A 22,214-nucleotide genomic window follows, 5' to 3' on the forward strand; every position below is an offset into this window, starting at 1 on the left:
AGAAACCGTGCTGCGGTCAAATCTGTGTGAAATCCGAGTGCATCTCACTTCAGACTGGAGTGCACGTTGGCCTGATAGGCTTCCTCGTAGAACTGTGCCTGACAATCCACGGCATCGGCACCGGGCATCCGGCGGACATAGCTGCCGTCCGGCTGCTGCACGCGGGCGTTGCAGTTGTCGGCCAGCATCGTGTCAAAGATGTGCTGCAAACGTGCCTTCAGAGCCGGAGCCGTGACCGGAGCCGCGATTTCCACGCGGCGGAGCGTAGAGCGGGTCATCCAGTCTGCCGAGCCGATGTAGTACCGGGCACGCTCTCCCTGTCCGAAAATGTAGATGCGGGAATGCTCCAGATAGCGGCCCACGATGCTGATGATATGGATATTCTCGGTCTCATCCGGGACACCGGCACGCAGGCAGCAGATGCCGCGCACCACCATATCGATGTAGACGCCCGCCTGACTTGCCTCGATGAGCTTGTTGATGAGCACTTTGTCGGTCAGGCTGTTGATCTTGATGCCGATGTAGCCGCCCTCGCCGCGGGCGGCAGCTTTGATCTCACCGTCTATCCGATTCAGCAGACGGTTCTGTAAGCAATGAGGCGCCACCAGCAGGTTCTTGACCGAATCCACCGTTTCGCCCTGATCCAGTGCGCGGAACACTTCGGTGGCTTCCAGACCGATTTCCTTGGATGCGGTCAGGAAAGAAAGGTCGGTGTACAGGCGGCTGGTCTTTTCGTTGTAGTTGCCGGTGCCGATCTGGGTGATGAAGGAAATACCCTCCTTCGTTTTGCGGGTGATCAGGCAGAGCTTGGAGTGGACTTTCAGCCCTTCAATGCCATACACCACATGACAGCCGGCACGTTCCAGCAGGCGGGACCACTCGATGTTGTTTTCCTCATCAAAGCGGGCTTTCAGCTCCACCAGAACATCCACCTGCTTGCCGTTTTCGGCGGCTTCCACCAGTGCATCCACCACCTTGCTGTGGTTGGCCAGACGATAAAGAGTCATCTTGATGGAGACCACGTCCGGGTCGCAGGCGGCCTCGTGCAGCAGCTGCAGGAAGGGACGGATGCTCTCATACGGATAGTGAATCAACTTGTCCTCTTCCAGGATCTGCGGAATGATGGGCTTGCGCTCGTCCAGTGCAGGGCTGGGCTGCGGGTGGCGGGGCGCAAAGAACAGGTCGGTGTGGCTGCGCAGCTGATCCTCGATCTGGAACAGGAAAGAGTGATCCAGCGGAGAATCGTATTCAAACACCCGCTTGGGGTCCAGTTTCAGGTTTTTGCACAGGGACTGGATAATTTCTTCGTCGATCTCACGGCTCAGTTCCAGACGGACAGGTGCCAGCTTTTTGCGCTTCTTGACCACTTCGGCCATGTGATCCCGGTAGTTCAGGTCTTCGTCATAGATCAGGTCGGCGTCAATATCCGCATTGCGGGTGATGCGGGCCAGCGTTTTGCTGGTGACCTTATAGCCCTTGTAGAGCAGTGGCAGGAAGTGCAGGATCAGTTCTTCCGACAGGATAAAGCAGCCAGTACGGCCCGGCACCGGCACCAGCCGGGGGAAGATCTCATTGCCGCAGGGCACAATGCCGATCTTCTTCTTTTCTGCCTTGGTGCTCAGCACCGCAACCGCATAGATGCCCTTGTTTTTCAGGAACGGAAATGCCTGCTTTTTGCTGATGATGAAACTGGACAGCAGCGGCAGGTAGTCCTGCCGGAACAGCTTTTCCAGTTCGGTACGGCTTTCTTCCTCCATATGGGCAAAGTCCAGCAGACGGATCCCCTGCTCTGCAAGCTGTTCCAGCAGACCATTATAAGCAGCGTCCCGGCGGGCTGTCAGCTTGTGGATAAAAGCCAGCGCTGCATCGATCTGTTCGCCGCTGGTCATATTCGTCTTATTTTCCCGTGCGTTTTTGTCCAGCAGCATCTGGTCTTGCAAGCTGCCGATGCGCACCATGAAAAATTCATCCAGATTGCTCTGGAAAATCGACAAAAAACTCAGCCGTTCACACAACGGCAGACGGGAATCCTCTGCCTCCTCCAGAACGCGTTCGTTGAACCGCAGCCACGAAAGCTCACGGTTTGCATAGCAATGATAGGTGTTTTCCATATTCCTCTTCCTTTTCTCTGACCGGAATGCTTCGGATTGCATGATACAAACGTTTTTATTGTACCGTGCAAATGTAAAATCAGAAATCAGGAATGTGTCTGGAATATGTAAAATCGCTTCTGCACACAGATTTTACCGCAATTTGATTGCAACCGCCTCGAAATCATCTTACAATAGTAGATACTTTCTTTTAATATATGAATCGGGGGCAGAGAACCATGACGTATAAAGACATCAAACACAATGAGGAAGTCAACGAACTGCTGAAAAAAGGCAACCAGAATCTAGGCCTGCTGGGCTACACCGAGCACTCACAAGCCCATTGTGTCCGGGTGGCAGAGACCGCCGCCCACATCCTGAAAAAATTCGGCTATCCGGAGCACGACATCGAGCTTGCCCGGATCGCAGGCTATATGCACGACATCGGAAACGCCATCAACCGCAGCCGTCACGCCGAATACGGCGGGCTACTGGCCAACGAGATTCTGAAGCAATATGACCTGAGCGTCCCGGACCGCATCACCATCGTGTCCGCCATTTCCAACCACGATGAATCCACCGGCGGGGCCGTGGATCCCATCTCGGCAGCACTCATCATCGGCGACAAGACTGATGTGCGCCGCAGCCGTGTGCGGGAAAAGCCCAAAGCATCCTTCGACATCCATGACCGGGTCAACTATGCGGTCACAGACCAGACCCTGAAGATCAACACCGAGAAAAAAGTCATCTCGCTGAATCTGCAAATCGACACCGATATTTGCAGCATGTACGAATATTTTGAGATTTTCCTGCAGCGGATGCTGATGTGCCGCGGGGCTGCCGATATGCTGGGAGCAACCTTCAAGTTGACGGCCAATGGGGCCAAAGTTCTTTAATGTGTGGCCATCTCCGCAAAGAACAGGAACTAGCCTTTATAATAAAAAACAAAAAGTCCCGCCTGAAAGTAAAGCCTTCACTTTCAGGCGGGATGTCTTTCAATATGACTGCTATGGCGGCATGCGTGACCATACCCTGTCAGATACAGCGTACTCCAGAGGTTATCTTCCGAGGCGTGCAGATAATCATAGGTCAGGTTTTCATCCACACGCTCAACGATGCAACCACCCGCCATCAGCGTTTCCAGTTTTTTTGTGATCGTACTGCCGGCATAGTCGATAAAGGAACGGATGATGACATTTCTTCCTTGGTCAAAATGCGCTTGGTCACCCGCTCGGTGCGCTGCTTTTCTGCGGCAAGTTGCTCATCATAACGGCAGCAATAAGAGCGGGGCCTTGCAAAAGGCTCCACTCTTATCATAACGGACAGATTGTATGGGTGAAGCGCTGCGAAGAACTTGAATGCGGGGATATCGGTATATTCGTATATGATGACTGTGGATATCTGAAAAAATACGATGAACATACCCCAGACAAATCCCAAGCAGAGTTCCTTACCGACAGCTATGGCGTGGTGCATAACCAACCGGTTTTGGTCTCTCTTAACACCAAATATTCGCCAATCCTTATATCTCCAGAGCAAAGATTTGAGATCGTTGGAAAAGTTTTGAACTAAAAAGATGGGAGGGGTTTTCGTGGATACGATCAAGCGTGTTCAGGATTTGATGCAAGAGCGTGATATGAATCTATGTGTGTTGACAAAAAAATGCGGGATATCGTACTCCACAATCCAAAGTACTGCCCGTCGAGGAGGGCAGTTAAGCGTAGAGACGATTGAAAGAATTTGTCAGGGTTTGGGAATTACATTAAAAGACTTCTTCGATTCCTCATATTTGTAGTAAAAAGCCGCTCACCATGCTGGAAACCTGCACGGTGAGCGGCTTTATAGCAATTTTCAAAATTAAAGCACATATCCGCAGGAGCGGAACCAGCCGGAACAATCAGAGACAGTAACAGAGTGAAAAGCGTTCTGAATCGCATGGGCTGCACCTTCCTTTCGTTCGGCGGCAAATCCTTTGAATTGCCTTGCCGATATCCCCAGCAGCAACGCAGCGTCTTTCATGGACACCCTGCCGGACAGCCAAGACTGATACACTGCATCAAAATGAGGCGGTGTACCCGCCGGGACTGATTGTTCAGCCCGATAATTAAGCTAAAATACGCCAGCCAGACCCCCAGCATCCTGCCATAAAGCACATCAGACAAGCCAGAAACATCTGCGTCACCTCATTTTCAGCGCAATCTCAATGTCTGCATGGGGGTTATCGTTATAGTACAAGCCGTTGATGTACTTACGCACAACGCTTTCGCTCCAGCCACACGCCGCCGCAAGATCGCGGCTGGTCATGTTGTTTACTTTCGTGCGTTTTCTCACTTCGCCCATCCATTCAGGCGTAACGGTCGTCCGTTTCATTCCTTCACCTCGCTTGCGTACAATTGTTCATGTTTTTTCCCCCACACAAAAAAACATTGCCAAGCCATACAAGATGGTGTAAAATGATACTATGGGTATGTTTTACTCTTGGCAATATTTTTGGATTTAGGGCGGAAAGCAGATCGGAAGGTGCGCGCGACCCTCTGCTTTTTTCACCCGGTGCCCACGCATTGACACCTGATCAACAGGACGGTGTGTGGGGGGGGGGACTGCTGCTGTTGCAGAAGAACTTGTTTTTTCAAACTCTATGCCGACAAGCTGGAAAAACGGCGCTTTACCCAGAATGTCCAGCCGAAAAAAAAATTGCGGACTACTTTGGCATTACCGTTGAAGAGCTTATGGGCACAAAAAAGAGCCCGCCGGGATGGGCGAGCTCGACAAACAGATGCAGGAAATTGTGGCGTTGCTTAACAGCGCAACGCCGGAGCAGCGCAACGCGGTGGAAACGCTGCTGCGCTCCCGGGCAAAGCCGGAGCGAATCAGCCGACAAACGGCAGATCTGTTTTGGCAGGGGCTTCGGTCAGGATGGCCAGAACCTCGGGGACCAGATCAGGGTACTGCCGCAGGATAGCAAGGATTTCTTCATTTGTCATTATGCCAAAACACTCCTTTTTGTTGTATCTATAATTTTATGTTACAACAGCTATGAGCCGACGTCAAGAGAAAAGAGGAAAATCAAATGAAAATTTCGGAAAAATGCAAAGTTATTGCGGCAGGCACAATTGTGGCAGCACTGATGGCAGGCACTGCGTTACCCGCGCTGGCGATCAGCCCCGCCGGGGACGTTCCCTTTGCGGTGCTCGCGCAGCAGAATAGTGCTGTGACCCCGGAGCAGGTAGAAGCGCTGATCAGCCAGATCGGTACTGTCACGCGCAGCAGACGCGCGGCAATCGTGGCCGCTTTGGATGCCTATAACCAGTTGGATGATGCAGGAAAAGCTGCTGTCACCAATTTTGGTGTGCTGGCAGAAGCACAGCAGATTCTTGGTATTCAGGATGCACTTGCAAAGTGCAATGTCAACTACGATGCAGTAGAAGACTGCTGGGCGATTACAACCCCGCATGATGACAGCATCGATAAGCGCAAGACGTGTGGCATTGGCCCCAACCTTTATATCTGGGACAAGGGGAACACTATTGTTTTCTGGGAAGATTTTACTTACATGGGCTCTTCCGAGCTGGATATCGATGACATCATTCTGCGCGGTGGAGATTATAAGTACACTTACATTTGCGATTATGATAACTCCGATTATGGATACGACAAAGAGCTTGGTAAATGGTTTGCATGGGCCACCTTTGAAATGGAAGACAGTGAAGTCGAATGGTTGCGAAACCTTTTGAGTGCCGATACCGTTATCATGCGTTTCGAGGGAACGGATTATAGCAAGTTTGATTACACATGGACGGTGCAGGACCGGCAGGCAATCACCGATATTATTGACCTCTATAATCTTCTGAAAGCAGTTACACCGGAAGTGCGTGAAAAAGCACTGTGTAACTAATACGCTCGGCCTAGGGAATAGAAGCTTGGAAGATTTTTATGCGATTAAAGAAAAAGCATATTGCATTGAGCGTGGCTATTTGCGTAGGTGCTACCGGTTGTAAATCGGAAGAAGTCAAGAACACGGAAAAGCTTATTAAAGAAATCGACAGCACCATCACATTATAGCAATTTTCAATAATACAGCACAGTACTTTAACTTTTGAGCAAAAAGAGGTATAACAGAGGCAAAGAAGGTGAGAACTATGCTGCACAATGAAGCTCGAAAATTGATTCTGGAAGCATACGACAAGGGCGTTAGCGTAAAAGAACTGGCAAAGTGCTTTTCTGTAAACACCTGTTCGCGATATATCGTTTGCTGAAGCGTCGGAACGAAACAGGCAGCTACGAAACTCAAACGAATCTCCGTGGAAAAAAGCCCAAATTGTCAGATAAATCTCCTTCATTTTCATTTTCTGCTTAACGGCAACAATAAGAGCGGGACCTTGCAAAAGGCTCCGCTCTTGTTGTCTAAGAAAGTATTGCATTTTGAGACCGAAAGAATATACTTATATTAGCTAAATTCCAATACTAGATGGAGGGACTATTATGGCTAGACCAAAAGGAAGCAAGAATGCAGTGCGTACCAAGAAAGCAAATATTGACTATGCGGCTATTGTTGCTGAAAAGACCGCAGCCAAGGAACAAATTGAAACCGAGATTGCCGCACTGTCTGACAACATTAGCACACTGAAGGAACAGTTGAAAAGTAAAAAATCTGCTTTGAAGGTTGCAGCAAAGGAACTTTCTAAAGCAGAGGCAAAAAAGGTTGCAGCCGAAAAAAAGGCCGCAGAAGAATCCAAAAAGGCCGAAGCGGAATCCGTATTGAAAAAGCTACTTGCCAGCGGTATGTCCGCTGATGAAATTATCGCCAAGCTCCAGTAAACTTTTATGGGAGCCAGCAAGCGGATCTGTCCGAACTGCGGACGTAAAATGAAGCAGCAGTTCATTGGTCTGTTCCACTGCAAATGCAGCACAAGCTGGCGGCGTGATATAGTAAGCGCCAGCTACTGCACTACCCGCCTGCGCTTTGAGGTCAAGGACTACCGTCAGGTCAATGAGCAGGCTGTAAAAGCGGCAGGCGCAACAGGCATCATCCGTCCGGGGAAGAACGCCTGTCAGGTCATTGTCGACACGAACGTCAAATCCGTTTATGATGAACTGGACAAGCTGCTGAAGTAAAGGAAAGGGGCTGTTGCACAAGGATAAAACCGGTGTAACAGCCTCTTTTTCATTCATGCTACAATTTTTTCAGCGTTTCAAACGTATCTAAATTAAAGTGGCATATCATATTCCTTTTCACACATACTTGCCATTTTCAGACAGGAGGTTGCTTTTATGAAAATATCTGCTGACTATCGTATGCTCGCTCGCGATGCTCTGCGCGGAAAATGGAAAACTGCTGTTCTGACAGGTATTGCCGCCAGTGCGCTCGGTGCTACCATTGTGAGCAGTTCCAACAGTGTCGTTTCCAATTCCAATCAGGCAAAGGACATTCATTTTAACCTGTTCGCCCAGCCAGACGGCGGTCGGCTGCTTGCTGTTTTGCTTGTCGGCATTGGTCTGTGGGCAATCCTCCAATTGATCGTGGGCGGTGCAGTTCAACTGGGATATGCTCATTTTAATCTGAACCTTGTAGATGGAAAGGATGCTGCCATCTCGGACTTGTTCTCTCAGAAAGACCGTCTGTGGGATGGCTTCTGCATGAAATTCCTGCAGGGTCTGTACATCGCCCTCTGGTCGCTGCTGTTGGTGATTCCGGGAATCGTGAAAACATACAGCTATGCGATGACACCTTACATCATGTCCGAACATCCTTCGCTGACCGCAAATGAAGCGATCACAGAATCCCGGCGGATCATGAATGGCAACAAATGGCGGCTGTTCTGTCTGGATTTTAGCTTCATTGGCTGGGAGCTGCTCTGCTCGTTGCCACTGTATGCCGGGGGTTTTCTGGTTCTCAAATATTTCACCGGTTCAGAGGCTATGGCGATTTCTCTTTTTCTTCTGCTGACAATTCCATTGAGCATTGGCTTCTTTTTTGTACGCCCCTATGAGGAAGCCGCATGGGCCACTTTCTACCGCGATATTACCGCAGCACCTACCGAACCGGATGAAGCATACTGACTTTTATACTATTTCGCAGATGTGACCGGACTTTCGAGGTGATCTGCGTACCTATTGCAATTCTGACTATTTGGAATATACTTGTAAGTATCAAATTATTTCACTGTATGAGGACATCCGCACCAAACTTATCCAGTCCGGTGTAATGAAATGCAGAGAATAAAAGACAAAATTGGTATGTTCCACGAAATTTAGGGAGAAAACTGAGCAAGTAGGAAGGCGGAATATATATGAAACAAGATACTTTAGAGGGCAAAGCAAAAACAAAAAATGGGGTAAAACGGCTGTGTTTTTCCATAATCTGCATTCTTCTGGAAGTGTTTTTTATTATTACTATCGTAACACGCTTGAATGAATATGCAGAAGTCATAAATTTATTTACAAGGATTTTGAGTGGGATTTTGGTTTTGGGATTGTACGCATCAAATAAGACATCCTCTATGAAAATGCCTTGGGTCATCTTAATTCTAATTTTCCCAATTATGGGTGTAGGCCTGTATTTGTTGATTGGTTTGAATGGTGGCACACATAAAATGCGTGAGCGGTATGCAGAAATTGATAGCAAATTGTTACCAATGCTTCCGGACAGTCAGGAGTGTTTGAGCAGAATAAAAGAAAAAATTCCGAAAGCAGGAAATATAGCAAGTTACATACAAAGAAATTCGCAGTATCCAATCTATCAGAATACGGATATTGTGTATTTTGATGAAGCAGTGAAAGGATTAGAGGCACAGCTTAAGGATTTGGAGAAAGCACAAAAGTTTATCTTTATGGAATATCATGCGATAGAAGACGCTGAAGCATGGCATAAGATTCAAGATGTTCTGGAAGAGCGAGTAAAAGCCGGTGTGGAAGTTAGAGTATTCTACGATGACATGGGTTCTATAGGCTTTATTAACACAGATTTTGTGAAAAAAATGGAGACAATAGGAATTCATTGCCGTGTATTCAATCCGTTTATGCCAGGTTTAAATCTGTTTTTGAACAATCGTGATCATAGAAAAATAACAGTTATTGATGGAAAAGTCGGATTTACAGGTGGATATAATCTAGCAAACGAATATTTTAATTACACACACCCGTATGGACAGTGGAAAGATACAGGTATTCGTTTAGAAGGAGATGCTGTTCAGTCGCTTACAGTGACATTTTTAGAAATGTGGAATGCTGTTAGTGAAAAAGCTACGAATGATACTGATTTTAGCAAATACATTATTCATTACGATTATAAAGCACAGCAAACAGGTTTTGTTCAGCCTTATGCAGACAGTCCTATGGATAATGAGCAGGTCGGAGAAGAAGTTTATATCAGTATGATAAATAAAGCCGAAAAATATTGTTGGTTTATGACTCCATATCTAATCATAACAGACGAAATGACGCATGCGTTATGTCTGGCTGCTAAGCGAGGGGTAGACGTAAGAATTATCACACCTGGTATCCCTGATAAAAAATTCATTTATAATGTAACTCGTTCTTTTTATCATGGATTAGTTAAACATGGTGTTCGTGTTTATGAGTGGACTCCTGGTTTCTGTCATGCAAAAATGAGTGTGGCAGATGACTGTATGGCAACTTGTGGAACAATTAATTTGGATTATCGAAGTTTATATCACCATTTTGAAAACGGCTGTTTTATGGCAGATTGTCAGGCAGTTGTGGAAATAAAAAATGATCTGATAAGAACGATGGGAGAATGTCGTGATGTGACAGACCAATATCAAACCGGACGAAGTGCATATTTGCGACTGGGACAATTATTTATGAGATTATTTGCTGGATTGCTATAAGAATCTGATGAAACGACCTTTCAAAAAACAGTTGATTTAGAAGTTAACTGTTTTTGAAAGGCCGTTTTTGCTATATCTAACAGTCTGTTGTACAAAGAAGATTTTGCATGGATGAAAAAACAAACCTTGTTGAGGTTAAATTGAGTTTTCCATTGTATTGTATTGCTAATGAATAAGAATAAGAAATAAAAAGGAATCAGGTGATGTACAATGAAAAAGCATAAAATATGTAAAATCCTTCTTGTTATACTGGCAATTTTTTTATGTGTGGCTTTTTATGAATTGCTCGGAATCTGCGTTGCATATAAAAAGCAGCCGGAAGTGTCCAATACAACCAAAAAAGAAACAAAAAATGGGTCATGGAACGAATGCAGTGAAAATACAGAACGGGCAGTAATCATAGAAAAGAATCCAGAAGCGCTTTTACAAAGAGTGCGTTTGATCAAGAATGCAAAAAAGGAAATTATTCTTTCTACTTTTGCATTTCAATCCGATGAAAGTGGAAAATTGATCTTAGGAGCACTGCATGATGCGGCAGACAGAGGTGTACATATTCGTCTGTTAGTAGATGGAATGGAGAGCTGGATTGATATGGAAGGAAATCCGTATTTCTATGGATTATCTTCCCATGAGAATGTTGAAATTAAACTGTATAATAAGGCCAATCCGTTGAAACCGTGGAAAATAATGGGTAGAATGCATGATAAATATTTGATTGCAGATGGAAAGAGATATATTCTTGGGGGAAGAAATACATACAATTATTTCCTGGGTGATTTTCCGGGACATAAGAACTATGACAGAGACGTGTTAGTGGTTTGCGATGAACCTGAGAAAGAAAATTCAGTTAACCAGTTGTTAGAGTATTTTGAAACGATATGGGAACAAGAAGACAGTGATTATTTTCATGACAATAAAAAACTGGCAAATAGAAAATCTGTAAAGAACGCAGTTTTAGAGCTGCAGAACGGCTATCAGAAATATTTTGAAGAGAATAAGGAAAGAATCTGCGATACCGATTACACGGACGAAACTTTTGAGACAGAAAAGATTGCATTAGTGTCAAATCCTATTCACACAGGTTCCAAAGAACCAGTAGTGTGGTATCAGTTGGGAGAATTGATGAAAAATGCAAAAAATCGTGTGAAGATCCACACGCCATATATTATCTGTAATGATATGATGTATAATACATGGGAGGAGATTGCAGAGAACGTTTCAGATTTTTCTATCATGACAAATTCAGTTGCGAATAATGGGAATCCATTTGGGGCTGCCGATTATGCGAAAAACAGAAATAGAATCTTAAGTACAGGAATTAATATCTGGGAATATGAAGGCGGTTATTCATACCACGGAAAAAGTATTCTGATTGACGATGATCTGTCTGTAATCGGTTCCTTTAATATGGACATGAGAAGTGCATATCTGGATACGGAACTGATGCTTGTAATTCGCAGTAAAGATATTAATAAACAGTTGGAAGAGGGCATGATGGAATATGAAAGAGTGTCCCGCCAGGTATTGGAAGATGGAACCTATCGTGATCCATATCATGTAGAGCCAATCGAATTAACAAAGAAACGTCAGAGAAAAATATTTTTGGTACAGCATCTGCTTGGATGGGCAAGGTATCTGTTTTAATAAGGAGGAAGGAAAACGTGTTTCAAATATTGATTGTAGAAGATGATAAAGAATTAAGCCAGCTATTCCAAAAAGTGCTTGAGAAGAATGGATATCAAGTCAAAAGTGCATCGGATGGAGCACAGGCATTAGAAGTATTGGTTAAGGAATATATTGATCTGATCATTTCTGATATTATGATGCCGGTTATGGATGGTTATGAACTGGTGTCGGAACTCCGTTCAGCAGGATATCAGATACCTGTACTTATGATCACTGCGAAAGGTTCCTTTGATGATATGCGCCAGGGATTTCTTTCGGGAAGTGACGATTATATGGTAAAACCGGTAAATGTGAATGAAATGGTTTTAAGAGTCGGAGCACTGCTTCGCCGTGCACAGATACTGAATGAACACAAAATTGTGATTGGCTCAACAGAGTTTGATTACGATGCAATGACGGTTACAACTGATAAGGAAAGTCTTGCTTTGCCTAAAAAAGAATTCCTGCTTTTATATAAGCTTGCAGCTTCGCCAGGCAGAATATTTACAAAACAACAGTTGATGGATGAAGTATGGGGATACGAGACGGAGGCAGACCCACATACGATAGAGGTACATATAGGAAGAATCAGGGAGCGTTTGAAAGATAACCCTGATTTTGAAATCGTAACAATGCGTGGAATTGGATACAAGGTGGTGAAAAAATAGTGGAACAAAAGAAAGAAAAAGGATTGCGGATCCGATCCTGTCTGACTGGTGCAATCTGGCTGGCACTTGTATTTTCAACAGTCATATCTGCGTTATTATTTGCTTTTTTGAATCATTTTTTTAATCTGCCGGGCAGCATACCTGTGCTTGGCTGGCTTTTGATTTTCAATACATTGATTGCAGGGCTGATCACTTCCTTTATTAATGCAAAGTTACTGGAACCAATTACAAGACTTAGTAAAGCAATGAAGGAAGTTTCTCGGGGAGATTTTGAACAGCATTTGGAAACGAACAGCCGTATAGCAGAAGTTGGAGAATCTTATCAAAGTTTTAACGTTATGACAAAAGAACTTCGTGCAACAGAGGTGCTGCAGATGGATTTTGTATCTGATGTTTCTCATGAGTTTAAGACCCCGATTAATGCCATTGAAGGATATACAATGCTGCTTCAGGGAGAAGAACTGTCTCCGGATCAAGAGGAATATGTAGAAAAAATCTTATTTAACACCCAAAGACTTTCCGGATTGGTTGGTAATATTTTGCTGTTATCCAAGTTAGAGAATCAGAATATACCAATGAAAAAAACAGAATATCGTCTGGATGAACAGATCCGCCAGGCAGTTCTTTCATTGGAAACAAAATGGACAGAAAAAGAAATTGGTTTTCAGGTAGAATTGGAGGAAGTTAAATATACTGCGAATGAAGGACTTTTTATGCATATCTGGATAAATCTTTTAGATAATGCGATTAAGTTCAGCCCTTCAAAGGGGACAATTACGATGTTTCTGAAACAAGAACAGGATTCTGTTAAGTTCATTCTGGAAGATGAAGGACCAGGAATAGAGGATGATGTAAAATCCAGAATATTTGACAAGTTCTATCAGGTAGATGGATCTCATAAAGCAGAAGGAAATGGCCTAGGTCTTGCACTTGTAAAACGGATTGTAGATAGTGCCGGAGGAACAATCAAAGCAGAAAACCGTGAATATGGTGGATGCAGATTTGTTATAGAGCTGCCAAAGCAGAAAGATGAGATTATCTAGTTTTAAGATAAATTAGAAGATGGGAGTATTTATATGACATTTTATCAGGAGTTGCAGTTAAATCAGGCAGGTTCTAAAAACTTGTTGAAAAAGAGTGAAACACTAAAAGAAAAACTATATCATATGTGGGTATATCTGGTGAAGATAGCTGCTACAATGGCATTTTGTTTTTTCTTTGTTAGTATTTTCAGCATCCTATTTGGAAATGAGAACAGCATTGTAGGTGTAGTAGTCTTATTATGTCTCATGGTGTTTAGGAATGCGGATCTGGGGATCCACACCGGACAATCTACGATGCTTTTGGCTTTGTTCTTTGTAATTATGACTGTATGTCCGCATTTAGCAAATCAGTTTTCACCGGTATTGGGAATGCTGTTAAATATTGCGGCACTGGCTGTGTTGATTCTGTTCGGATGCCATAATCCATCCATGTTTAATCAATCTACATTGGTTCTTGGGTATCTGCTGCTATATGGTTATGATGTTACGGGAAAAAGCTATCAGATGCGATTAGTCGGAATGGCTTTAGGTGCAGCACTTACCTGCTTCGTATTTTATCGAAATCATAAAAACAGAACTTATAAAAGAAATCTGAAAGATCTGATACAAGAATTTGATATCACTTCTTCCAGAACAAAATGGCAGCTATGTCAGATTTTATGCGTACCGATTGTCCTTTGCATTGCAGAACTTTGTAATATGCCACGTGCAATGTGGGCTGGTATTGCGGCCATGTCCGTGATTTTGCCGTCTATGGAAGATATGCACTACAGAGTCCGTAAAAGGATTGTCGGAAATATTGCAGGTGTTATATGTTTTACAGTATTATATTTTCTGCTTCCTTCGTCAATCTATGCATATATAGGAATTCTTGGTGGAATCGGTGTAGGATTTTCAGCACAATATGGCTGGCAGGCAGTATTTAACACATTTGGTGCTTTAGCCATTGCTGCAGAGACATATGGACTACAAGGAGCGGTTAGTCTTAGAGTGAGTCAAAATGTTTTTGGTGTTGTGTTTGCTTTAGCATTTTGTGTTATATTTTATTGGTTTATGCCTAAAAAAAAAGAAAGTGAGGTGACCGTACATGCAGAGTGAAGTGAATCAGGAAGAAAATTTGAATACCACTGATTTTGACGAGCACTTCGCTAAAATTTCGTCCTATATTGTAGACACATTGCACGGCGTTCCACTTGAGATGACCGAGGATGAAAAAGAACAATTTCGCATACAGGTTATTTCAAATCAGTATGCAGAACGGTTGCTAAGTGAAGCCGAAAAGACAGAAACGTATAGAGGTTTATCAAAAATTGATATTCTCCATACAGTTTCTATCCCTCAACTGGCTAGAACAATCCCACTTAAAGGTTTGAATCTCAGTTTAGAAAAATACAGAATGCCGGATGGTGTAATAATAGAGGTTGAGAGTTCGTCACATTATTTGGGATCATTTAGTGAGAAAAATGATTCTTCCACAAATTGGATAGAAAAGATCATGGAGGGTGTCGGTATTCACTAGATGGATTCTCAAGAAGCATATGCACGAAAGTTCTGCACGCGATAAGTATCTTGCCATTATGAAGCCCTACCTTCTGATGTGGCACAGTAGCAGTTGAAAACAGCTCAGGTTACCTATTGCAATTCTGACTATTTGGAATATACTTGTAAGTATCAAATTATTTCACTGTATGGGAGGAAATTATTATGGCAAGACCCAAGGGAAGCAAGAATAAGACCCGTATTGTAAATGCCAACGTTGATTATGCAGCCGTCGTTGCAGAAAAGACCGCCGAAAAGGAAAAAATCGAATCTGAGGTTGCTGCGCTGACTGCAAATCTCGATGATCTGAAGACGCAGCTGAAAGCCAAGAAAGCAGAATTGAAAGCCGCCACCAAGGAACTTACTAAAGCCGAAAACAAAAAAGCTGCCGCCGAAGCAAAGGCAATGGAAGAAGCAAAGAAAGGCGAAGCAGAAGATGTGCTGAAGAAGCTGCTGGCCAGCGGTATGACGGCTGAGGAAATCCTTGCAAAACTCCAGTAATGCAATATGGGGGGGCAAGTAAACATATCTGCCCAAACTGTGGGCGCAAGATGAAACAGCAGTTCACAGGGCTGTTCCATTGCAAGTGTGGGACAAGCTGGCGCGTGACATAGGATTTTTTGAGCGCACTCCAGATATGGTGTTCTCACTGGAACGCAAAAAAGTCGGAAATAAAATCAAACAGCTCCCGGCGATACAGCATAAGTAAGCAAGACCACCAGCCGTTTCCGGCTGGTGGTCTTTTTTGTGCTTAATCCTCTGTAATGCCGAGATATTGGTCAATCTCCATGATGCTTTCCCCACTGATCTCAACCAGATCTTCAAAGGGCACTACGGTTTCGCCCACCTGCAAGGTGCGGAACACTGGGTCGATGCGGTCCGCTTTTCCGGTCAGCGTGATGTAGTTGCCCACTGCGGGAATCTCCGGGTGGGCGGTATGGAGTGCTGAACATGGCGCAGAGCTTCGTTTCGCTTGTGGCTCACTTGGCATCACCTCGTTTCTCCAGCGGTGCCATCAGGTCTTTGTAGCAGGGAACCAGCACACAGGGCTTTGCCCGCTTGTAGGGACACCCTTCGCACTTGCTGGGGCCTTTGGGCGGCTCAATCAAATAGTAGCAGTTCTCTTTACCGAGAACGCAGCCCTTCTTTCGGTTCTTCCAGAAGAAGCAGTGCCGGCAATCTGCCGGGCGGGAAGCGTGGTAGCGGATACCGTCCATCGTGACGGTCAGAACTTTTTTCATCGGTAAACCCTCCTTTGGTGGATTCGGGAAGTTCAGCCCGAAAACAGAAAAAGCGCGTTCCTCTTTCTGTTCCGAGAGAACAGCGAGTGAATGCGCTATGTATGGAGAAAAGTTGTTTTGCACGGTTTCTGGTAGGAATGTGAAAAATAGATTTACATAGTTTATCTTGTATTTACATGGATTTACAGGAAAGCGGTTACCAATTTTAGCAGAAAGCATAGAAAACGGCGATTTTGGCCTCAATTAGCTGGAAAGCCGATTTTATTAGCTGGAACTGAAAATTCTGCTAATGGCATTCGCTGGCTGATTTTGGTGATAGGATCAGAATGAAAAATGCGAAGATCGTCTTTCCCATGGAAAAATGACCTTCGCATTTTCTTGAAATGGCGTCCCCGATGTGATTCGAACACACGGCCTTCCGCTTAGGAGGCGGACGCTCTATCCAGCTGAGCTACGGAGACAGATACCCTATTATAATACAGCATTTTGCGGATAAAATCAAGTTGAACCGTAAAGCAAAATGGTGTATGCTATAGGAGAAATGAAATAGCCGCGGCAGGTCTTGCCGCGTGCGGAGGATCTTATGGAAAAGATAAAGAGAAAAAAGCTGTTTTACCGCCCGGCGGGCAAGCGCAAGGGAGGGTATACGCCTACGCAGATCATCTGCGGGAGCTTTGTCATCGTGATCGCGCTGGGCACCTTCCTGCTCAGCCTGCCCATTGCCAGCAGGCATGGGCGGCTGGATGTGCTGGATGCCATGTTCACGGCCACCAGTGCCACCTGCGTTACCGGCCTGATCGTGCGGGACACCTGGACGCAGTTTACCTTCTTCGGGCAGGCCGTGATCCTGCTGCTCATTCAGGTAGGCGGCCTTGGTCTGGTCACGCTCACCAGCTTTTTTGCGCTGGCCATGCGGCGGCGCATGGGCTTCCGTGACCTGCGGCTGCTGGGCGAGAGCGTCTCGGCAGATGGATACGCGCAGGCAAAGGACGTGCTGAAGATCGTGGTGGGTCTGGCCGGGCTGTTTGAGGGCATCGGTATCCTCCTGCTGCTGTTTGTCTTTGTGCCGCAGTTTGGGCTGGAGGGCATCTGGATCAGTGTGTTTACGGCAATTTCGGCCTTCTGCAACGCGGGCTTTGACCTGTTTGGCCGGTTCGGGCAGTATTCCTCACTGGTGCCCTATGTGAACAACTACTATGTACAGGCCGTTGTAATGTTCATGATCATTTCCGGCGGTCTGGGCTTTATGGTCTGGGTGGAAATCGGCGAGTACCACAAAAAACACCGCTTGTCTCTGCAGGCTAAGGTGGTGCTGAGCTTCTCGGTGATCCTGTGGCTCGGCGGCGCGGCGCTCATCGCGCTGATGGAGTGGAACAATCCTGCCAGCATGGGCGGGCTCTCTGTGCCCGGTAAGCTGATGGCGGCGCTGTTCCAGTCGGTGTCTACCCGTACGGCAGGCATGAATACCATCGACCTTGCCGCCTGCGGGCCCATTACCAAGCTGCTGATGAGTGTGCTGCAATTCATCGGTGCGGCACCCGGCTCCACCGGCGGCGGTGTGAAGGTGACCACCTTTGCTGTCATCATCCTGACCATCCGCAGCGTGGCTCAGGGCCGCGACGACTGTGTGATCGCAGAGCACCACATCGAGTCCAAGACGGTTTATCGTGCTTTGACCATTATCGTGCTCGGCGGGCTGGCGGCGGTTGGCTCGGCTGTGGTGGTGTACTACAACACTTCGGAGGCGGTATCGATCATTGACGCGATCTTTGAATCCTGCTCGGCCTTTGGTACGGTGGGCCTTTCGGTGGGCGTTACCAGCCAGCTGAACCGGGGTGCGAAAGCTTTGTATATGGCGGTCATGTTCATGGGCCGTGTGGGCCCGGTGTCGCTGGCCATGAGCCTGACGGCAAAGCCCGACGATAACAAGCGGAAGATCATGCCGGTGGGACATATCAACGTGGGTTAAATGATTTGAATGCCCTCCGCTGGCGTGTTGGGCATGAATAGAGCAAATCAGGGCAGACTGCGGTCTGCCCTGATTTGCGTTTTCACGTGAAGAGTCGTAAAGGCAAACGTCAGAGTATAATAAAAGTGGGTGCTATCCCAAAACAGCACCCACTTTTTGTATATTGAGAATAAAAAATCACTCTGCGTACAGAGAAATAATGTTCAGCAGGATCTCGGTGCAGCGGTCCATGCGTTCGGCGGTGATGCACTCACACACGCCGTGGAAGTTGAAGCCGCCGGTGCCAAGGTTCGGGCAGGGCAGGCCCTTCCAGCTCAGCATAGCGCCATCGGTGCCGCCGCGCACCGGAATCTCTTCCGGTTCCAGCCCGGCCATGCAGGTGGCCTTGCGTGCGGTTTCTACTAAATGGAAATGCGGCTTGATCTTTTCCAGCATGTTGCGGTAGCTGTCCTTGATCTCCACCTCAACGGTGCCTTCGCCGTACTTGCCGTTCAAAAACTCGGCAATGTCCAGCATGTTGTCCTTTTTGAACTGCAGCTTGTCGGCGCTGTGGTCGCGCAGGATATAGCCCAGTTTTGCGGTGGTCACATCGCCGTACATCTGGCACAGATGATAGAAGCCCTGCCGGCCCTCGGTCGTTTCGGGGCGGGCGGTGATGGGCAGCGCCTGATGGAACTCCATGGCAACATTGGAAGCGTTGATCATGGTGTCCTTGGCAGTGCCCGGGTGGACAGAGAAACCGTGGATGGTCACGGTGGCAGAAGCGGCGTTGAAGTTCTCGTACTCAATGGAACCGGCATCGCCGCCGTCCACAGTGTAGGCAAAGTCCGCGCCGAAGCCGGGGATGTCAAACAGCTCTGCGCCCTCGCCGATCTCCTCGTCCGGCGTAAAGGCTACGCACAGTCTGCCGTGGGGAAAGCCCTTTTGCTGCAGGGTCTCCACGGCGGTGAGGATCTCCGCAATGCCGGCTTTGTCGTCGGCACCCAGCAGAGTGGTGCCGTCCGAGGTGATAAGAGTCTCCCCCTTCATGGAGGTGAGGAAGGGGAACATGGAAGGCTTCATCACCATGCCGGTGGCAGGCAGGGTCACATCGCCGCCGTTGTAGTTCTCCCAGACGATGGGCTGCACGTTCTCGCCGCTGGCATCATCGGCGGTGTCCATGTGGGCGATGAGCCCCAGTGCGTGCTTGTCCTCGCAGCCCGGGGTGGCAGGCAGAGTGCCGTAGACGTAGCAGTGCTCGTCCACATGGGCATCCTCCATGCCAAGAGCCTTCATCTCCTCCACCAGCTGGCGGGCAAGGTCGAACTCCCGCTCGGCGGAGGGGTGAGTGCCGGAGGTCTCGTCCGAGGTGGTGTGCACCCGGACATAATTCAAAAGCCGTTCATAAGCGCGCATAAGGCACACTCCTTTTATGTTTCAGTGATGTATACTACGACTTGCTCCTTCTATCATACCCTCTTTTCCGATTTTTTACAACTCTTTTTGCAGCATCTGCATGGAAATATGCGTCCTCATGCAAAAGATGAATATAATTCACCACTAAAAATGCGTCAGTCCGCGCAGAACGTGTTAAAATAAAGACAAAATCAGCCGGGAGGGAAGTTCTATGGCAACAAAAGTCTTTTTTTACACGCTGCGTCCGTACGATGAGCTGAGCATTGCACAGCGGCTGGCACCGCAGCTGGATATTGAGTTCGGCTATACGCAGGAGTATCCCACACTGGAAAATGCAGAGCTGGCAAAGGGCTATGACGCTGTATCAGTAACGCCCTGCGATATGAGCGCGCCCATGGTAAAGCGCTTCCATGAACTGGGCGTAAAGTCCATCTGCTGCCGCTCCATCGGCTATGACCATGTAGACCGCGAGACGGCCCGGGAACTGGGCATGAAGGTGGCCAATGTGGACTACCCGCCAAACGGCGTTGCAAACTTTGCCATTATGCTCATGCTGATGAGCCTGCGCAAGGCAGGGCACATCCTCAAGCGCGGGGAGGCGCAGGACTACTCGCTGCAGGGAAAGATCGGCCGTGACATCTCCACCTGCACGGTGGGCGTGATCGGTACCGGCCGCATTGGCCGCACGGTATTGCAGCATCTGTCCGGCTTTGGCTGCCGTCTGCTGGCCTACGATCTGTACCCCAATGCAGAGGTGAAGAAGATCGCGGAGTATGTGCCGCTGGAGACTCTGCTGGCCGAAAGCGATGTCATCACCCTGCACACCAATGCCACCGAGGAGAACCACCATCTCATCGACGCCAAAGCCATTGAGACCATGAAGCCGGGCGTGACCATCATCAACACCGCACGCGGCAAGCTGATCGACAGTGATGCACTGATCGCCGGGCTGGAAAGCGGCAAGATCGGCGCAGCGGGCCTGGATGTGCTGGAAAACGAGAACGGCCTGTACTATTATAATCGCATGGGCGATGTGATCCCGAACCCGGAGCTGGCGGTTCTGCGCAGCATGCCCAATGTGATCCTGACCGACCACACGGCTTTCTACACCCACGAGGATGTGGAGAGCATGGTGCGCGGTGTGCTGGAAAGCGCCGTGGCCTTTGAACAGAACCAGCCTACCCGGCATGATGTGACCGAAAAGTAAAAAATACCGGTGCAGCTTTTCAACTGTACCGGTATTTTTGTGTCTGTGGAAAAATCAGCTCAGGTCTTCGCCGTTGGTGGCAATGACCTTTTTGTACCAGTAGAACGAATCTTTTCTGTAGCGGTTATAGGTGCCGTTGCCTTCGTCGTCGGCATCGACGTAGATGAAACCGTAGCGCTTGGACATCTGCGCATCGCCCATGCTCACAAGATCGATGCAGCCCCACGGCGTGTAGCCCATCACCGGCACACCGTCCCCGATGGCATCCCGAACGGCTTCGATGTGTTGACGGAGATAGTCAATGCGATAGGCATCGTGTACAGTGCCGTCCGTTTCCAGCTTGTCATGTGCACCGAGACCGTTCTCAACGATGAACAAAGGTTTCTGATAACGGTCGTACAGTTCATTCAACGTGATGCGCAGGCCAGTGGGGTCGGTAGCCCAACCCCAGTCGCTGTGCTTGAGGTACGGGTTCTTCAGTTTGCGCACAAAGATGCCGCGCGGTTCCCGTTTGTCCGGGTCGTCCGAGATCACGCCAGTAAAGTAGTAGCTGAAGGACAGGAAGTCCACTGTGCCTTCCTGCAGGATACGCTCATAGTCTGGGTACCAGTCCAGTACGACATCATTGTCCCGATAATAGTTCAGCATGGTCTGCGGGTAGCGACCCCGCGCCATGACGTCCTCAAAAAAGAGGTTCAGCTGGTTGGCCTGCATGGTGGCCAACTCATCGGCAGGCTGGCAGGTATAGGCGTAATTGTGCAGCCGTGCGATCATATTGCCAATTTTGCACTGCGGGGCGGTATCATGGGCATATTTGGTTACAATGGCACTGGCTACCAGCATATGATGAAAAGCCTGATGCACACAGGTCAGCGGCTTTTTGCTGCTCTTTTCCACTAACATGCCACCGCCAAGATAGCTGCTGTTGGCAGCCATATTGATCTCGTTAAAGGTGAGCCAGTAGGTCACCTCATCCTTATACTCATCAATCAGAAATTTTGCAAAGTGTGTCCACAGCGCCACCATCTCTGGGTTTTCCCAGCCGTTGATACTTTCGGTAAGAGTAACGGGGATATCATAGTGTGTCATCGTGACCAGCGGCTCGATGCCATATTTGTGCAGCTCACGGAAAACATTATGATAAAACTCTACGCCCTCAGTCAGGGGCTTTTCCTCTCTTCCGGTGGGGAAAAGGCGGGACCACTTGATGCTCATGCGGAAGGTCTTGAAGCCCATCTCACCGAACAATGCGATGTCCTCTTTATAATGATGATAGAAATCGACACCTTTGCGGAACGGGAAATAATACTCAGGGTCGTGTGCGGCATCATGGGCTTTGTAATCCTCGAACATTTCCGGGGTGATGTTCAGCACGAGGTGGTACATACCCTCCTTACGGGGCAGATAACGAATATAATCCATGTGAGACAGCCCGCAGCCGCCCTCGTCGGCACCGCCTTCATATTGGCCAGCGGAGGTTGCACCGCCCCACAGAAATCCTTCGGGGAATTTAATAGAATTACTCATGATTAAATCGTTCCTTTCAA

Annotated in this window: 23 protein-coding genes and 1 tRNA gene; 15 read left to right on the plus strand and 9 right to left on the minus strand. The window is 47.5% G+C overall.

The window, feature by feature from the left end:
• Positions 1 to 44: 44 nt before the first annotated feature.
• Complete coding sequence (gene ppk1, locus ACKXF9_RS12765; protein ID WP_112115031.1) at positions 45 to 2,153, minus strand: polyphosphate kinase 1; 2,109 nt, start codon at positions 2,151 to 2,153, stop codon at positions 45 to 47.
• A 176-nt stretch (positions 2,154 to 2,329) separates the two neighbouring features.
• Between ppk1 and ACKXF9_RS12770 the strand changes: the two genes are divergently transcribed.
• Entirely contained in the window at positions 2,330 to 2,986 is a 657-nt protein-coding gene (locus ACKXF9_RS12770) for an HD domain-containing protein (RefSeq protein WP_015536750.1), read from the plus strand.
• Positions 2,987 to 3,221: 235 nt separating this feature from the next.
• Here ACKXF9_RS12770 and ACKXF9_RS12775 read toward each other — a convergent pair whose 3' ends face one another.
• Positions 3,222 to 3,695 (minus strand): hypothetical protein, encoded by a 474-nt coding sequence (locus tag ACKXF9_RS12775; protein WP_418266694.1) that lies wholly within the window; start codon positions 3,693 to 3,695, stop codon positions 3,222 to 3,224.
• Between the two features lie 16 nt (positions 3,696 to 3,711).
• Between ACKXF9_RS12775 and ACKXF9_RS12780 the strand changes: the two genes are divergently transcribed.
• The gene (locus ACKXF9_RS12780; RefSeq protein WP_255535606.1) at positions 3,712 to 3,885 is read left to right on the plus strand and encodes a helix-turn-helix domain-containing protein; all 174 of its coding nucleotides are present in this window, start codon (positions 3,712 to 3,714) and stop codon (positions 3,883 to 3,885) included.
• A 62-nt stretch (positions 3,886 to 3,947) separates the two neighbouring features.
• On the opposite strand, the gene ACKXF9_RS12785 is transcribed toward ACKXF9_RS12780, so the two are convergent.
• Together ACKXF9_RS12785 and ACKXF9_RS12790 are read right to left on the minus strand one after the other, a co-directional pair.
• Positions 3,948 to 4,109 (minus strand): hypothetical protein, encoded by a 162-nt coding sequence (locus ACKXF9_RS12785; protein ID WP_418266454.1) that lies wholly within the window; start codon positions 4,107 to 4,109, stop codon positions 3,948 to 3,950.
• A 159-nt stretch (positions 4,110 to 4,268) separates the two neighbouring features.
• Entirely contained in the window at positions 4,269 to 4,430 is a 162-nt protein-coding gene (locus tag ACKXF9_RS12790) for a hypothetical protein (RefSeq protein WP_418266455.1), read from the minus strand.
• 730 nt (positions 4,431 to 5,160) lie between these two features.
• On the opposite strand from ACKXF9_RS12790, the gene ACKXF9_RS12795 reads away from it, so the two are divergent.
• The 11 genes from ACKXF9_RS12795 to ACKXF9_RS12845 all read left to right on the plus strand — a co-directional run bounded on the left by ACKXF9_RS12795 (position 5,161) and on the right by ACKXF9_RS12845 (position 15,356).
• Positions 5,161 to 5,985 carry a hypothetical protein gene (locus tag ACKXF9_RS12795; RefSeq protein WP_418266456.1) on the plus strand — a complete coding sequence of 275 codons (825 nt, stop codon included), beginning with the start codon at positions 5,161 to 5,163 and terminating at the stop codon, positions 5,983 to 5,985.
• Between the two features lie 587 nt (positions 5,986 to 6,572).
• The gene (locus ACKXF9_RS12800) at positions 6,573 to 6,908 is read left to right on the plus strand and encodes a hypothetical protein (RefSeq protein WP_418266457.1); all 336 of its coding nucleotides are present in this window, start codon (positions 6,573 to 6,575) and stop codon (positions 6,906 to 6,908) included.
• A gap of 48 nt (positions 6,909 to 6,956) precedes the next feature.
• Positions 6,957 to 7,205 (plus strand): PTS transporter subunit EIIB, encoded by a 249-nt coding sequence (locus ACKXF9_RS12805; protein WP_223474142.1) that lies wholly within the window; start codon positions 6,957 to 6,959, stop codon positions 7,203 to 7,205.
• A gap of 156 nt (positions 7,206 to 7,361) precedes the next feature.
• The gene (locus ACKXF9_RS12810; protein ID WP_097785806.1) at positions 7,362 to 8,150 is read left to right on the plus strand and encodes a DUF975 family protein; all 789 of its coding nucleotides are present in this window, start codon (positions 7,362 to 7,364) and stop codon (positions 8,148 to 8,150) included.
• A 230-nt stretch (positions 8,151 to 8,380) separates the two neighbouring features.
• On the plus strand, positions 8,381 to 9,940 hold the full coding sequence (gene cls, locus ACKXF9_RS12815) for a cardiolipin synthase (protein ID WP_418266458.1): 1,560 nt from the start codon (positions 8,381 to 8,383) through the stop codon (positions 9,938 to 9,940).
• A 210-nt stretch (positions 9,941 to 10,150) separates the two neighbouring features.
• The gene (locus tag ACKXF9_RS12820) at positions 10,151 to 11,584 is read left to right on the plus strand and encodes a phospholipase D family protein (protein ID WP_227619721.1); all 1,434 of its coding nucleotides are present in this window, start codon (positions 10,151 to 10,153) and stop codon (positions 11,582 to 11,584) included.
• The gene (locus ACKXF9_RS12825) at positions 11,563 to 12,273 is read left to right on the plus strand and encodes a response regulator transcription factor (protein ID WP_005921177.1); all 711 of its coding nucleotides are present in this window, start codon (positions 11,563 to 11,565) and stop codon (positions 12,271 to 12,273) included. The genes ACKXF9_RS12820 and ACKXF9_RS12825 overlap by 22 nt, the downstream gene beginning before the upstream one ends.
• Positions 12,273 to 13,316, plus strand: coding sequence for a HAMP domain-containing sensor histidine kinase (locus ACKXF9_RS12830; RefSeq protein ID WP_005929825.1), 1,044 nt, complete (start codon positions 12,273 to 12,275; stop codon positions 13,314 to 13,316). Before ACKXF9_RS12825 ends, ACKXF9_RS12830 begins: the two co-directional genes overlap by 1 nt.
• 33 nt (positions 13,317 to 13,349) lie before the next feature.
• Positions 13,350 to 14,414, plus strand: a complete 1,065-nt coding sequence (locus ACKXF9_RS12835) for an FUSC family protein (RefSeq protein WP_117929845.1) — start codon at positions 13,350 to 13,352, stop codon at positions 14,412 to 14,414.
• Between the two features lies 1 nt (position 14,415).
• Positions 14,416 to 14,835 carry a hypothetical protein gene (locus ACKXF9_RS12840; protein WP_242821977.1) on the plus strand — a complete coding sequence of 140 codons (420 nt, stop codon included), beginning with the start codon at positions 14,416 to 14,418 and terminating at the stop codon, positions 14,833 to 14,835.
• 185 nt (positions 14,836 to 15,020) lie between these two features.
• Positions 15,021 to 15,356: a hypothetical protein gene (locus tag ACKXF9_RS12845; RefSeq protein WP_055189757.1), complete on the plus strand. Its 336-nt coding sequence runs from the start codon at positions 15,021 to 15,023 to the stop codon at positions 15,354 to 15,356.
• 250 nt (positions 15,357 to 15,606) lie between these two features.
• Here the strand turns inward: ACKXF9_RS12845 and ACKXF9_RS12850 are convergent, their stop codons facing one another.
• From ACKXF9_RS12850 to ACKXF9_RS12860, 3 genes are all read right to left on the minus strand, one after another.
• Positions 15,607 to 15,768, minus strand: coding sequence for a hypothetical protein (locus tag ACKXF9_RS12850; RefSeq protein ID WP_418266459.1), 162 nt, complete (start codon positions 15,766 to 15,768; stop codon positions 15,607 to 15,609).
• Positions 15,769 to 15,835: 67 nt separating this feature from the next.
• The gene (locus tag ACKXF9_RS12855; RefSeq protein WP_005945283.1) at positions 15,836 to 16,096 is read right to left on the minus strand and encodes a hypothetical protein; all 261 of its coding nucleotides are present in this window, start codon (positions 16,094 to 16,096) and stop codon (positions 15,836 to 15,838) included.
• A gap of 384 nt (positions 16,097 to 16,480) precedes the next feature.
• Positions 16,481 to 16,557, minus strand: a tRNA-Arg gene (locus ACKXF9_RS12860).
• A 122-nt stretch (positions 16,558 to 16,679) separates the two neighbouring features.
• Between ACKXF9_RS12860 and ACKXF9_RS12865 the strand changes: the two genes are divergently transcribed.
• The gene (locus ACKXF9_RS12865; protein WP_348585115.1) at positions 16,680 to 18,065 is read left to right on the plus strand and encodes a TrkH family potassium uptake protein; all 1,386 of its coding nucleotides are present in this window, start codon (positions 16,680 to 16,682) and stop codon (positions 18,063 to 18,065) included.
• A 177-nt stretch (positions 18,066 to 18,242) separates the two neighbouring features.
• Here ACKXF9_RS12865 and pepT read toward each other — a convergent pair whose 3' ends face one another.
• Positions 18,243 to 19,460 carry a peptidase T gene (gene pepT / locus ACKXF9_RS12870; RefSeq protein WP_418266460.1) on the minus strand — a complete coding sequence of 406 codons (1,218 nt, stop codon included), beginning with the start codon at positions 19,458 to 19,460 and terminating at the stop codon, positions 18,243 to 18,245.
• 211 nt (positions 19,461 to 19,671) lie between these two features.
• Between pepT and ACKXF9_RS12875 the strand changes: the two genes are divergently transcribed.
• Entirely contained in the window at positions 19,672 to 20,667 is a 996-nt protein-coding gene (locus ACKXF9_RS12875; protein ID WP_418266461.1) for a D-isomer specific 2-hydroxyacid dehydrogenase family protein, read from the plus strand.
• 54 nt (positions 20,668 to 20,721) lie between these two features.
• Here ACKXF9_RS12875 and ACKXF9_RS12880 read toward each other — a convergent pair whose 3' ends face one another.
• Positions 20,722 to 22,194: a glycoside hydrolase family 1 protein gene (locus tag ACKXF9_RS12880; RefSeq protein WP_418266462.1), complete on the minus strand. Its 1,473-nt coding sequence runs from the start codon at positions 22,192 to 22,194 to the stop codon at positions 20,722 to 20,724.
• Positions 22,195 to 22,214: the final 20 nt, after the last annotated feature.

It is taken from the genome of Faecalibacterium sp. 9, from assembly GCF_048320955.1.
Taxonomy (GTDB): Bacteria; Bacillota; Clostridia; order Oscillospirales; family Ruminococcaceae; genus Faecalibacterium; species Faecalibacterium wellingii.

Coding starts and splice junctions, on each gene's coding strand:
- ppk1 (WP_112115031.1), bottom strand. CDS start 2,153: ATGCAATCCGAAGCATTCCGGTCAGAGAAAAGGAAGAGGAATATGGAA.
- ACKXF9_RS12785 (WP_418266454.1), bottom strand. CDS start 4,109: ATGAAAGACGCTGCGTTGCTGCTGGGGATATCGGCAAGGCAATTCAAA.
- ACKXF9_RS12865 (WP_348585115.1), top strand. CDS start 16,680: ATGGAAAAGATAAAGAGAAAAAAGCTGTTTTACCGCCCGGCGGGCAAG.
- ACKXF9_RS12770 (WP_015536750.1), top strand. CDS start 2,330: ATGACGTATAAAGACATCAAACACAATGAGGAAGTCAACGAACTGCTG.
- ACKXF9_RS12780 (WP_255535606.1), top strand. CDS start 3,712: ATGCAAGAGCGTGATATGAATCTATGTGTGTTGACAAAAAAATGCGGG.
- ACKXF9_RS12880 (WP_418266462.1), bottom strand. CDS start 22,194: ATGAGTAATTCTATTAAATTCCCCGAAGGATTTCTGTGGGGCGGTGCA.
- ACKXF9_RS12855 (WP_005945283.1), bottom strand. CDS start 16,096: ATGAAAAAAGTTCTGACCGTCACGATGGACGGTATCCGCTACCACGCT.
- ACKXF9_RS12810 (WP_097785806.1), top strand. CDS start 7,362: ATGAAAATATCTGCTGACTATCGTATGCTCGCTCGCGATGCTCTGCGC.
- ACKXF9_RS12800 (WP_418266457.1), top strand. CDS start 6,573: ATGGCTAGACCAAAAGGAAGCAAGAATGCAGTGCGTACCAAGAAAGCA.
- ACKXF9_RS12795 (WP_418266456.1), top strand. CDS start 5,161: ATGAAAATTTCGGAAAAATGCAAAGTTATTGCGGCAGGCACAATTGTG.
- ACKXF9_RS12805 (WP_223474142.1), top strand. CDS start 6,957: ATGAAGCAGCAGTTCATTGGTCTGTTCCACTGCAAATGCAGCACAAGC.
- ACKXF9_RS12875 (WP_418266461.1), top strand. CDS start 19,672: ATGGCAACAAAAGTCTTTTTTTACACGCTGCGTCCGTACGATGAGCTG.
- pepT (WP_418266460.1), bottom strand. CDS start 19,460: ATGCGCGCTTATGAACGGCTTTTGAATTATGTCCGGGTGCACACCACC.
- ACKXF9_RS12790 (WP_418266455.1), bottom strand. CDS start 4,430: ATGGGCGAAGTGAGAAAACGCACGAAAGTAAACAACATGACCAGCCGC.
- cls (WP_418266458.1), top strand. CDS start 8,381: ATGAAACAAGATACTTTAGAGGGCAAAGCAAAAACAAAAAATGGGGTA.
- ACKXF9_RS12825 (WP_005921177.1), top strand. CDS start 11,563: ATGGGCAAGGTATCTGTTTTAATAAGGAGGAAGGAAAACGTGTTTCAA.
- ACKXF9_RS12845 (WP_055189757.1), top strand. CDS start 15,021: ATGGCAAGACCCAAGGGAAGCAAGAATAAGACCCGTATTGTAAATGCC.
- ACKXF9_RS12820 (WP_227619721.1), top strand. CDS start 10,151: ATGAAAAAGCATAAAATATGTAAAATCCTTCTTGTTATACTGGCAATT.
- ACKXF9_RS12835 (WP_117929845.1), top strand. CDS start 13,350: ATGACATTTTATCAGGAGTTGCAGTTAAATCAGGCAGGTTCTAAAAAC.